The sequence below is a fragment of the Segatella salivae F0493 genome (assembly GCF_000477535.1).
In the GTDB taxonomy this organism is placed as follows: domain Bacteria; phylum Bacteroidota; class Bacteroidia; order Bacteroidales; family Bacteroidaceae; genus Prevotella; species Prevotella salivae.
Window position 1 is genome coordinate 197,004 of record NZ_AWGW01000030.1, and the last position, 13,022, is coordinate 210,025.

At 38.6% G+C, this 13,022-nt stretch carries 10 protein-coding genes; all 10 read right to left on the reverse strand.

Annotated features, from left to right (window positions below; genetic code table 11):
- Positions 1–232: 232 nt before the first annotated feature.
- Positions 233–580 carry a hypothetical protein gene (locus HMPREF9145_RS11465; RefSeq protein WP_021826418.1) on the reverse strand — a complete coding sequence of 116 codons (348 nt, stop codon included), beginning with the start codon at positions 578–580 and terminating at the stop codon, positions 233–235.
- Positions 581–606: 26 nt separating this feature from the next.
- On the reverse strand, positions 607–1,065 hold the full coding sequence (locus HMPREF9145_RS11470; RefSeq protein ID WP_036907594.1) for a hypothetical protein: 459 nt from the start codon (positions 1,063–1,065) through the stop codon (positions 607–609).
- Positions 1,066–1,544: 479 nt separating this feature from the next.
- On the reverse strand, positions 1,545–2,810 hold the full coding sequence (locus HMPREF9145_RS11475) for a histidine-type phosphatase (RefSeq protein WP_036907597.1): 1,266 nt from the start codon (positions 2,808–2,810) through the stop codon (positions 1,545–1,547).
- Positions 2,797–4,485, reverse strand: coding sequence for a RagB/SusD family nutrient uptake outer membrane protein (locus HMPREF9145_RS11480; protein ID WP_036907599.1), 1,689 nt, complete (start codon positions 4,483–4,485; stop codon positions 2,797–2,799). The genes HMPREF9145_RS11475 and HMPREF9145_RS11480 overlap by 14 nt, the downstream gene beginning before the upstream one ends.
- A gap of 21 nt (positions 4,486–4,506) precedes the next feature.
- Positions 4,507–7,536 carry a SusC/RagA family TonB-linked outer membrane protein gene (locus HMPREF9145_RS11485; protein WP_231369800.1) on the reverse strand — a complete coding sequence of 1,010 codons (3,030 nt, stop codon included), beginning with the start codon at positions 7,534–7,536 and terminating at the stop codon, positions 4,507–4,509.
- Between the two features lie 205 nt (positions 7,537–7,741).
- Complete coding sequence (locus HMPREF9145_RS11490; RefSeq protein WP_021826547.1) at positions 7,742–9,373, reverse strand: DUF6377 domain-containing protein; 1,632 nt, start codon at positions 9,371–9,373, stop codon at positions 7,742–7,744.
- Between the two features lie 38 nt (positions 9,374–9,411).
- A complete protein-coding gene (locus HMPREF9145_RS11495) occupies positions 9,412–10,095 on the reverse strand; it encodes an IS630 family transposase (RefSeq protein ID WP_021826444.1) in 684 nt (227 codons plus the stop codon).
- Positions 10,011–10,427: a helix-turn-helix domain-containing protein gene (locus tag HMPREF9145_RS11500; RefSeq protein ID WP_036907606.1), complete on the reverse strand. Its 417-nt coding sequence runs from the start codon at positions 10,425–10,427 to the stop codon at positions 10,011–10,013. Before HMPREF9145_RS11500 ends, HMPREF9145_RS11495 begins: the two co-directional genes overlap by 85 nt.
- 345 nt (positions 10,428–10,772) lie before the next feature.
- Positions 10,773–12,137 carry a tRNA uridine-5-carboxymethylaminomethyl(34) synthesis GTPase MnmE gene (gene mnmE / locus HMPREF9145_RS11505; protein WP_021826517.1) on the reverse strand — a complete coding sequence of 455 codons (1,365 nt, stop codon included), beginning with the start codon at positions 12,135–12,137 and terminating at the stop codon, positions 10,773–10,775.
- Positions 12,137–13,015 carry a nucleoside phosphorylase gene (locus tag HMPREF9145_RS11510; protein WP_021826462.1) on the reverse strand — a complete coding sequence of 293 codons (879 nt, stop codon included), beginning with the start codon at positions 13,013–13,015 and terminating at the stop codon, positions 12,137–12,139. The genes mnmE and HMPREF9145_RS11510 overlap by 1 nt, the downstream gene beginning before the upstream one ends.
- Between the last annotated feature and the right edge of the window lie 7 nt (positions 13,016–13,022).

Below are 13,022 nucleotides of genomic sequence, written 5' to 3' on the forward strand. Positions count from 1 at the left end.
TCATTTTTTTTGACTTCTCAATCGTTCTTCTTTTGCCAGTTATTACTATTATTTATTTTGCAAAAACAGATATAATATCTTTACATAGCAAGTGATTTCTCACTTTCTTTTGTTTTTCTTTTCTTTCATAGATTCTTTCTTTTCCACATAAGTGTGGGGTACGCTATAATAATGTCCCAGCAGACTACATGCCCATTACGCAGAACCGTTAATTTCCATATTTTTGCAACAACTAATTCCAAACCATTCGGGAAATAACTTTCGCCATGCGCGGAAACTCCAAACCATTCGGGAAACGACTTTCGCCATGCGCGGAAACTCCAAACCATTCGGGAAATAACTTTCGCCATGCGTGGAAACTCCAAACCATTCGGGAAACGACTTTCGCCAAGCGCGGAAATGCCAAACCGCTCGGGAAATGACTTTCGCCGAGCGCGGAAATGCCAAAACCTTTAAAAAGTAATTTATGGGAGGCCATATAGGTGCGCAAGAAACGATTGAAACTACAATAGGAATACCCCCCTTGTGGATAACGTTTAATATACTCCGAGTAGAGTGTTTTTCTTGTTACACCACTCATATTGAACTTTCTTAATTCAACCCCTTCTATTTATCTTTCTTTATTTCGCTTCCATACTCCATACCATTTTCATCTTTTAGATATTCATATATTGCTCTTAGATACATGATGATCTCATTGTTTGTTAATTTGTTCTTGGATAAAAATATAGAGAACTCTTTAATAACTCCGTCTGGATTAAATGCGCCAATATTTTGAAAAAAGAAAATCTCTTTGTTACGATAAATAAATATTTTTCGGGGGAAATGTGGGCCTTGTCCTTTAATAGCATATACTCCATTTACTAAATATTTTTCCTTGTTATTAAGTAAATTGCACACATTTGCACTTGCATTAACAAATTCTTTACCATAACTCTCATCAAGTTGTGTCGCAATGTCCTTAGGAATCAAAACTTGACAAAAAGAAGTTTTTCGCCTATTTTTTGCAGGCAAAGAATTTGCAATACAAATTAATAATAATAGAAAAAATAGTTTCTTTCTCATTTCTTTTTTTTATTTAATTTTCGTGACTATTCTTATCTGGAAGAAAACGTTAAAACAGCCATCATGTAATCCTCGAAACTGACCCTATGTAGTTATTTTATAACTTTTGTATTAGCCTTTATCTTTTTGCTTCTCCATCGTATCTTCTTTTGCCAGTTATTACTATTATTTATTTTGCAAAAATAGATATAATGTCTTTACATTGCAAGTGATTTTACACTTTTGTTTGTTTTACTATATAGTCTCTTCTATTTCATTGATCTTCTTTTTAATGGAATCAGGAGTGTTTGATTTCTATACTCAAAAAATTAAAATGAATACAAGAATGTCAGTTATCAAACAATAGTACGCGAGAATGTAAAGTAATCTATGTTTAACACTATTGAAGGTGGCCACAGACGAGTGTGTATGGTAATATTTTTAATAGAGTTACTTATAATTAAACAACTTAATTATTTAATTATAAGTAACAGAAATAATCATAAGAGTGATTGAAGATAGTTACGGAGATCTTTCCAATGGTAAAAAGGAAAGATATCTGAGGGTAATGCAAGATGTGCCTCTCTTTCGTTATGGAGAACTTTTACCAAAACATCATTCTTTTTATTCTTATAGAAAATAAACTGAATATTACCTGCCATGGGTACAGCTTTGAAATCGCTCCACACCTTATAAACTTCATAAGGGTTACTAACACTGACATCAAAGTGCTCAAGCTTGATGAATGCAAGCAATGGAATGATGTTGCCATCATGACCGAATCGCAAAGTGGCTGCAATGTTGTTACTATCAATAGCCTCATCTGCACTTTCTATTATATTCTTCACCAAAGGGGCTGCTTTGCCCGGACAAGCACCTTTGCCATCTGCATGGTTAGCACCATCAACATAAAACTTATAGTTGATGACCTGCCACAGGTCGAACAACTCACGATTTGTCAGTACTTGTGGCAATTGAATCGTTGTATCAATATCCTGCATATCAACAACTATCCAATAGAGTCCCCACATAAATTCACTTGGATTTACTTTTTTCAACACGTAGTTGCTATCGCAAAAAAGCGATTGACACATACGTTCAGGGTGTGTTTGAGCAAGTGAAAACTTACGATATTCTTCTACCCATGGACCATGCTTCTCATCGGCAAAAGCATTAGATGCATTCGACTGCCAGTTCAAATATCTCACATATTTCTCACTGGCTTCGAGATGCATATCAAGTCCTGGTGATAATCCTTTGAGTTCATCACAGAAGGCTGCCATACTCATTGCACATCGCAGGGACATAGTAGATCTTGCTGAAACCATCTTCGCTTTTTGAAAAACTTCAGGATAGTGGACATACATTCGATGTGCAATTCCACGATGCTGACGCTCGCCTACCGAAGTTAGATCACCGCCTCTGCCCTCTACCACGGGCCACAGTTCTTCGAGTTTAGTAAGCAAGTCACGTCCCAAGTCGGTCAATGCCTGCTGCGCCTGTGCATCCTTGAGCAAGTCTATAATCCATTTATAGTCCCTGTCGCCCAAGAGAAAACGAGAACCATGTCGGCCATAGTGACTGATATAAAAAGGCTGATAGCCTTTGGGAGCAGGAGTTTGCTGATATTCCTCTACAGGATAAACCAGGTAAACTCCTCCCGCCTTGGCAGGGTTGGCATCAATCTCTTCGAAAGAAGTTTGAGCCCAAGCCCCACCAAGGGGCAGGAGAAGCATGATAAGCAGGTATATTTTAATAATTTTCATTCTGTTTCAAAGTTGGATTGTTGGTGAGTTCGGTTTCAGGTATTGGGAATAAGAGGTATTTATCATCAACATCAGCACCTTGCTGTTGAGCTGCTTTCCAATCCCAGTTCTTTCCTTTTGTAAACTTTCCGAATCGGATGAGGTCTGTACGACGTACAAGTTCCGAAGCCAATTCTCGCTGACGTTCTGCAAGAATGAAATCAAGCGTAAGCTGTGAAGCTGTAATAGCACCACTTACATCAGAACGAATACCTAACTTTGCATATTGACCGCTCATATAGGCACGCTCACGAATCTCGTTCACATAGTTGAGGGCATCTGTTATTGAACCACCTTGTGCACCACGCAGGATAGCTTCAGCAGCAATGAGATAAGCCTCGCCGGTACGGAACATAGGAAAGTTGATAGAGGTATAGGCTTCACCTTGTGCCGGGATCTGATTTTCCTTAGTAACATTGCGCCATTTTATGTAACCATAACCACAGGTGAATGTGCTTGTCATAGCACCCTTGTTATCATAGGTTTCCTTCTTTTGATTAGGGAGTGCTGTCATGAACTGTGCACGCTTATCCTTTTTCTGATTGCCCCACACATCAGCCTTGTCAAACAAAACATCATCTGCATCAAACGCATCTACAAGGGTTGCTTTAGCACGCACATTTCCCCAACCACGTGAACCGACACCTGTCTTATAGAGTTCGTTCATTGGACCATTTACAAAAGCTTTCACATAGAAGTTTGTTCCTGCAGAACCCTGGGCTTTCTGTCCGTCCTGACAAAGAGGCCAGATGATTTCAGAACATTTTTCATTATCAGCAAGGAAGATGTGACGATAGTCAGAAGCCAATGGATAACCACCTTCATTGATAACTTTCTTGGCATAGGTAAGAGCATCTGTATAACGATTATCGCCTATCCATGTCTGCGCATTGAGGTACATTCTTGATAGTAAGAACCATGCAGCTACCTGATCAACCCTGCCGTATTCATTCCTGTGTGGTGCCTTCAAATCGGCATTAATGGCCTTCAGTTCACTTTCAGCAAATTCAAAGATTTGTTTTCTTTTCCATTGTACAGGGATTTCTTTAACACCCGTGTTCTCATCAATATAAGGAACATTACCAAAAAGGTCGCATAAGGTTACATAGCAGTAAGCTCGAATGAAACGTGCTTCAGCGCGATAACTTGCATATTCACCAGACATTTTATCCCAGAGTCCACGTTTTTTCAGCTTATCCTCCGTGCATTCACGTAACACTTCATTGCAATAGGCAATACTCATGTATAGGCGCTGATAGGTCCAGGTGACTACTGGAGCATTGGAAGCATTCCATGAAAGATTGAGCATTTTGCGAAGCCCATTGGAAGAAGAAGGCATGAGGAAATTGTCGGTGTTCAGTTCCTGAAGATAGAACAACAGACGGACATACCCAGAATAGCCTTCGTTTGCACCTTGCAAATCGCCATCTCCTCCATCGCCACCTTTCTGACCAGTTAGAATCATTGAGCCGTAACACTTTGCAAGCATACCAGCATATCCGTCTGTTGTGCTATAGACTTTTTCGCTAACAATCTGGTTATCATCAAGTGGCATGGTGTTAAGGTCGTTGAAACATGATGTAAATCCTAAACAAAATAGGATTGATATGACTGCGATGATTTTATTCTTATTCATAGTTATATATTCTTGGTTGAATTAAAAGTTCAGATTCACAGACAAAGAATAGGTGCGTGGACGCGGATAGACATCACGATCAATACCACTTGCCAACTCGGGATCGATGCCCTTATAGCCTGTAATCGTACAGACATTCTGTATGGCAAAAGCCAAACGGAGATCAGACTTATCGTTCCATAGTTTCTTAAAGGTATATCCCAGCGTAATGTTGTCTAAACGGAAGAAATCACCTTTTTCAAGGAAGTAATCTGAATAGAGCTGCTGTACATCAAAGCCCAAATTCCGAGTAGAAGGAAGAATGTTAGAGAAGCTTCCTTGATCACTATACACTTGCTGCAAATATTGGTCAGCACGAATATAGTTATAAACATAAGCTCCGAAAGCACCATGAGCATTCAAACCCAAATACCAGTTCTTATAGTTCACATGAGTATTAAAGCCTAAATATGCCTTAGGAAGTGCACTCTTATTAGTAGCATAGCGAGTCTCTGTAGAGGATATTGAGCCATCGGGCTGTACATATTTCCCCTCTAAAGGTTTTCCATTGCTGTCGTATGCCTGCTTGGCAAGATAGAAAGTATATGGACGCTTGTTCACCATGAATACTTGAACATATTTACCTGTGCCTGAAATTGAGCCAGTTTGAACAAAGTTAGACTCAGAATCGATGGTATTCAGTTTTGTAATCTTAGAAGTATTCCATGTGTAGTTCAGCCCTAAATCCCAAGTAAAATCTTTAGTACGGATAGGTTGTGCATTGATAGAAAACTCTATACCTTTATTGTTCATCTCACCAATATTCGTAGTGAGAATAGAAGAGAAATTAGTTCCTGAAATCACATTGATAGTATTCAAAAGGTCTGTTGTATGACGCTTATACAAATCAACAGTTCCATAGATTCGGTTATCCAAGAAACCATAGTCAAAACCTACATTCCAAGTTGCTGTTGTTTCCCACTTGATATCCGTATCATAAGCATTCGGACGATAAGTGCGATACCATTTGTCTCCAAAACGATAGCTTGCCTCAGGATAAGAAATTGTAAAGGTGGTCATATAAGGATAGTCATTGAGGATATCCTGCTGACCAGTTTCACCATAACTCAGACGCAATTTCAAATTACTCAAGACACGGTTGTCCTTGAGAAAATCCTCACTGCCCACACGCCATGCCAATGCAACAGATGGGAAATAGCCCCAACGATTACCTTTGGCGAAACGTGATGATGCATCAGAACGTAAGGTGGCTGTTAACATATACTTTTCATCATAGGTGTAATTGACACGACCATATAAAGAAAGCAAGTAATATTCTGACTCATAATGCGATGGGGAGAAAAGTTCTTTGCCTGAAGGTGAAAGTGTGGTATCATTGTAGTTCTTCCAGAAATGCTGCCAACCATAACCTACCATTGCACTGAAATCATGCTTCTTATCAAATACATGCCGATAATTGGCATAGAGGTCTAAAAGCGTGTTGCGCTTATTCTGCGTGCCATCATAATCTAAGCCTGTACCATCTTTCATGTTTGAGGTGTACATCATTCCTGCTTTATCTGGGACATCCTTGGTATAAATGCTTTTAAGAATATCAAAACCAAGGTTTGCATTCAACTGCAAGTCTTCAAAACCATGCACTTTATAATTCACCGTTGCATTACCAATCGCACGGGATAGCTTATTGTTGAACTTCTGAAGTTCAAGTTGGGCCACAGGATTATCAGTCTGAATAGCCATTGGAGAACTGCCATTCATCCAAATAAAATATCCCAATCCAGGAGTGTTGCTACCTCTTGCTCCAGTCATAACCGGACGCGTTGGGTCATACCGCAATGCATTATTTACAACATCGCCACTTACCATTGCATTATCTTCATACGAAGCCTTCAGCTTCAAACCAACGGTGAGATGATTATCAAAGAATGTAGGATTAATACCACCATCAAACGTATAACGGCTATAGTGATTGGTTCTGATGATACCACTCTGGTTTGTATAACCTACAGAAACACGATACGGAGTCTTTTTCATCGCATTGCCTGAAAGTGAAACATTTTGCTCTGTACCAATAGCCGTACGGAAGATTTCATCTTGCCAATCAGTATTTGCAGTACCAAATGAAACACCAGCAGGTACACCAGTTACTGTTGGCACAAAACTACGAAACTCGTCAGCAGTCAGTGGAGTAAGACGCTTGGCAATAACACCCACAGAGACATTTCCGTTATAATTCACCTTTATACCGCCTTCACTTCCCTTCTTGGTAGTAATCACAATTACACCATTCGAAGCCCGTGAACCATAGATAGCCGTAGCTGAAGCATCTTTCAATACCGTGAATGTTTCTATATCATTAGGGTTGATACCACCCAAAACATTGCCTCCACCCTCAATCGTTGAATTATCAACAGGAACGCCATCAATAACAATCAATGGATCGTTGCTTGCAGAAAGTGAAGCACCACTACGTATTCTGATAGTAGAACCTGCTCCGGGGGCACCCGAATTTGTGATAACATTCACGCCAGCAATCTTACCCACAAGGGCCTCTTGAGCTGTATTCTGCACACCTTTATTAAGGTCGTCGCGATTGATTGCCGTTACAGAACCCGTAAGGTCTTTCTTTTTCACCTGACCATAACCAATCACTACAAGTTCGTTCAGCGTATTACTATCTTCGTCCAGTTTGAAGTTATAGCTACGCTGACTGCCTACCTTGAACTCCTGTTGATTATAACCTACATAAGAAATTACGAGTGTTGCACCATTAGGAACATCCAATTGGAAATTACCATCCATGTCTGTAACAGTAGCAATAGTACTTCCTTTAACCATTACCGTAGCACCAATGAGAGGCTCACCGTTGGCATCTGAGACTTTCCCATTGATTTTCTTGCCATCCTGGACAGCAGCACGCACAGAGGGTAGGTTACCATGTACATACCCCAAGGCAACTGCACATGTAGGAGTAATGAGCAATCCTGCCATACATAGCAAATGGAACAAATATCCACTTTGCCAAATACAATTTGATTTTCTCTTCATCATAGATTTAATATTAGTAGTATTCTCTTTCATTATTAGGTTACAGAGATTAGATTGTCTATCGTTGAGGCAAAATTACATTAAAATCTATTCACAGTCAAGCAATATTCAAATAAAGTAAGTGCATTAGAGTTATATTATTATTGATAATCAATAACTTACAAGTTTTAAAGACAAAAGAAAAGTAAGTTTTAGGTAAGTATTATTACTATAAAAGTTTTACCTTTTCAATCAATTCGTCACGAGAAATACCTATATGGGAACGCACCTTTTGGCGATAGTTGTATACCGTTTGTTTGGAATAGCCAAGAAATGAAGATATACGGACACTATCAGTTATTCCTAAACGAACCAGTGCGTAAATCCTCAACTCAGGCGAAAGGATTTCACCTTCCTTTGGTAAAAAGACTGTCCCATCAGTGATAAGACTGTTAAAGTCGGAAATAAAATTAGGAAACAGCTTTAAGAATATGGTATCGAAAAGACGATAAAGATCTCTTTTATATTTTGATGCTACAGGAGATTCCAAGGTTGTAAGTAACTCCTTTGTCTTATGCGTTTTCATTTTTGTGAGTAAACTAAGACGATAGTTTTCCAAATCATTAATATATATCGAACAAATATTAAACAGTTGAGCAATATACTCTTCCTTGATATTGTTTTCTTCCTGTAATTGATGATTTAGCGATGCAAGTTCTTTATTCTTTGCCTCAATAAAGGTATCATTCTCTTGTAGCTTGATGTTTTTCTGCTCCAACTCCTTCCGTAACATCGTTAATCGCCGATTTCGCTTTGAAATGAGCAGTACCATGACCACCAATATCAAAAGAAAAAAAATAAGAGTCACAATGTAAATGATAAACGTAGTGCGCTTTTCCTCAACTACTTTATCATGAGCAGCCGTAATAATTGGAAGCAAACCTGCAACATTTGTCAGCCTACTCTTTGCCTTACTCTGCATGATGTCGTTCATGCAAACCATCATATAGCGGTAAGCATGGTCCACATCGCCATATTCATAAAGCATTTTGGAAAGGTCTTGAAGCGCTGTATAACTCTTATTACCCGATAATTTATCAAGGATTGAAGCCTCTACCAAAAACAGCATGCTCTTATCTTTATATCCTGCAGAAGCATACAAATCAGAAGCTACAGCACATGCAGAAGCATTATTCCAAATGCTATCAGGAAACTTTTTTTCATAACTGCGAAACAAGTTTATTGCTTGATTATACTGCCCATCTAAACGTAAAATCATACTTTGATTGCATACAGCCATCATCGTATTTGGAATCTCATAGACAGACATAGAATCTCTATACCGGCGCTGTATAAGGCGGTAAAATCTTTGTTCTTCGCTGCTCCTTCCCTCTTTCAGTAAAGAGAAATAAATTCCATGAAGCATATTGTAATATTGTTTGCCATGTGTACGAATATAGTTTTTGTCCATGTTTTGTAAAATATCTAAGGATTCATCATACCTGGCAAGCTTTTTATAGGCATCTGCAACATCTAACATTGCCCCCTGTATCTTCTCCCTATCACCTATTTTTTTAGCAAGTAAGTATCCTTTCTTAGCATAGAAATACATTGAGTCAAGGTTATACTTCTTATATTGAGAAAATAGCTCCAAACAATACTTATATTTAAGCGTATCATTCACAGCCTCATCAAATCTTTTAAGTGATTTTTCTACGGATATTTTCTGCTTATAGCTTATTTTGTTTGATAGTGCTATGATCTTATCGAGTTTACGTAATAATGTTTGCAAGTCATGTTCCTCACATTGCGTAGGTAATGAGAGAGACCAAAATATCATGGTGAATAAAATCTTTATCATTAGTGTATAGAATATTATAGTTAAGTAACTGTTCAAAATTAAGCGACATGTTTAGAGAAGTTTATACGCAATCCTTTTCCTATATCCGCCAAAGCTCTATTGGTTGTATAGAACAGCATGTCAGAAGTTATATAATCCTGTGGTCTCATCCACTTGCCTTTGAGTATGCGCCACAGTGTCTCGGCAATGTTCAACTGTGGCGAGTATGGTGGCAGATAGAAAAGGAAGAGTCCCCTTTGTTCCCATATAGGACGAAGTTCCCTGATTTTCTTGTTTCGATGGACAGAAGCATTGTCGAGGACGACAAATGTATCCATCTTCAGATTGAACGAGATTTCATCAAGGAAACTGACAATTTTGTCTGCTGTCATTTTCTCGGATGTTGTGAAACCCTTGTAGCGGTTGTCTCTATCTATCATTCCAAAAATATTGAGACGTGCCACTCTTTGGGAGGGGATGTAAACATCTTCCCCTCGCAGTTGCCAGCCGTAAGGGACATATCCTTCTGTGCAAGTGTGGCTTTCGTCAGCATAATAGAGCCTGATGCGTCCTTCATACGCTTGTCTCTCAAGTTCTTGCAACTTCTCGACCTTGTATTCATAGAGTTGCGGCGAGAGGACTCCCCTTGGGCGTTTTCTTATTCGCTTATATCTTGCGCCAATGCTGATAAAAAACGTTTGAACGTTGCGTCGCTTACCTCTTTGCCTGAGGATTGCTCCCATGCTGCTCTGGCTTTGCTCACACTCTGCCTGTCTTGCTCTATTGCACGGCGTACCGCCTCTTCGTCTGAACAGTCCATAATAGGTTTCCGACCCCGTCCGGAACGAGTCTTCAACCCCTCTATGCCTTCCGACTTGAAACGCTTTACCCAAGCGTTTACGCTTACATGGCTCATTTCCGTTTGCGCACCTATGGCTACTGATGACAGACCTTCCGACTTCAGTAATACTGCACGACAACGCATACGGAAACAATGTTTCTCGCCAAAGCGAAATCCTCTATCGAGTGCCAGACGCTCTGTCTCGGCTAACCCCAATACTTTTGGTTTTCCCATAACTCAAAGTAGAACGGAAATTACATATATTTATTTTGTGTAAATTAATTTTGTTCACTTACTTATAATATTTTGTTTATAATTGTTTTTATAAATATTAAAATACTTATTGCTATACAGCAAGTTCTTATTTTTTGACTATCTTTCCATATCTTTTATATTAATAGCTTGACATTTATCACTGATTTATAACGATATTACAGCTATATTTAATAATAGATAAAATCAATAAAATTAATGCGAAATTCCTGATTTATATTCTGATACTTATTTTAATGAAATCTACTTTGTATTCTCGCATTGGTTATATCTGTCTTATATTTAAATAGATATCCTTAAATCGACTTATTTCCCGATGCAAAAATGTTTGAAAATATTTCCAAGTACCTCGTTCGTCGTTATCTGTCCACCAGTTATTTCGCCTAATTGTTCAAGGCAAAGACGAAGATCTTCACTAATCAAATCTCCACTTAACCCAAGTTGGATTCCATCAATAACACGCTGAATGCTTTCTTTTGCTCGCGCCAAAGCTTCATAATGGCGTGCATTGGTCACAATAACGCTGTTCTCTCTAATTGTTGGAATATCTGCAGATTCATATATTGCAGCTTCTAATTCGTTAATATGTTCTTTGTATTTTGCAGATATATAAATTACACGGAAAGGCAAATGGTTATCGGCTTGTTGTTGAGAAAGGCAATCCATCTTATTAAATACCATGAGAAGTTTTTTACCTTCAGTTAGTCGTTGCATCTCATTAATATCATCTGTCGTAGGTATTTGATCTATAGTCCATAATATAATAGACGCTTCATCAATTTTCTTGAAGGCTTTTTCAATGCCTAATTGTTCAACATAATCTTCTGTTTTACGAATCCCTGCAGTATCAATAAATCGAAAAGTGATTCCATTTATTTCTGTAGTATCTTCAATGATATCTCGTGTTGTACCATGAATGTTGCTTACAATAGCCTTATCTTCATGTAACAAACAATTGAGAAGTGTGCTCTTTCCTACATTTGTTTTGCCAATAATGGCTACAGGAATTCCCTTTTTTAATGCGTTTCCTGTTTCAAAAGATAGAATAAGGTCAGATATTCGATGTTGAATCTTCTCAGCAAGTGCCTCAAGTTCCCCTCTGTCGGCAAACTCAAGTTCCTCATGATCAGAGAAATCTAACTCAAGTTCTAATAGTGATGTTATCTTTAATAGTTGTTCTCGAAGTTGTGATAGCTCACTACTAAAGTGTCCTTTTAACTGATTGAGTGCAAGTTGGTGGGAGGCTTTATTCGATGACGCAATTAAATCGGCCACGGCTTCGGCCTGACTCAAATCCATCTTACCATTTAGATAGGCACGTTTTGTGAACTCTCCTGGTTCTGCTTGTCGACACCCAGAGTCAATAAGAGCCTTTATTACCTGGCCTAAAATAAATGCAGAACCATGACAAGATATTTCTGTACAATCTTCACCTGTATAGCTGTGAGGAGACCGAAAAATGCTAACAAGAACCTCATCAATCACATTCCCTTCTTTATCATGCACCTCACCATAGTGCAATGAGTTTCCTTTTGCATCACACAAGGTTTTAAGTCGCGTACTCTTAAATATGCGATCTGTGATTTCTATAGCTTTTTCTCCACTTACTCTCACAATACCAATAGCACCTCCCGTAGCAGTTGCCAATGCGCAGATAGCATGATTTTCCATTAAATCCGTTCTAAAACTTTTTCAATCAGTTTGTCAATTGTATTCTTATAGCCTGTATTTGCCTCTTTTGCTAAGCGATTTGCTATAACCATGCAACATGTCATAGCCTTATGTCCCATAAGCGCTGATAGGCCGGCGAGTGCAGAGCTCTCCATCTCAAAATTCGTAATGCGTAGTCCTTTGTATTCAAAACATTCTACTTTCTCATTTTGTTTTGGGTCGGCTAATGGCACACGAAGTTCTCGTCCTTGTGGACCGAAGAATCCGCCACAGGCAATCGTAACCCCTCTTACCATATCATCTTGCGCAATTCTGTCGATTAACTCTTTATCACCATCAATAACATATGGTGAACACAATAAGGGATTCCATTGCATATGTTGTTTGAAAGCTTCTTCAAATTGAAGATCACACACTTCATTTCGACCTGCATAAAAGTTTAATAGGCCATCAAATCCAATACTCTTAACACTGGCAATATAGGTTCCCGCAGGTGTATTGGGCTGCAAACCACCACAGGTTCCGATGCGAACAAGGGATAGTGTTCTATGTGTTTCTTTCTCTGTACGTGTTGTGAAGTCTATATTTGCTAAAGCATCTAACTCATTTAACACGATGTCAATATTGTCACAACCAATTCCTGTACTTTGAACAGTGATGCGTTTCCCTTTATATGTTCCTGTAATTGTATGGAATTCACGACTCTGAACTTCGTATTCCTTCGCTTCAAAATGGCTTGCAACCAAGGCTACACGTTCAGGATCACCAACTAAAATTACTTTGTCTGCTAATTGTTCTGTTTTAAGATGTAAATGAAAAACACTTCCATCTTCATTTATAATGAGTTCTGATGGTGCAAAATATTTCTTTTCTTTCATATTCGTT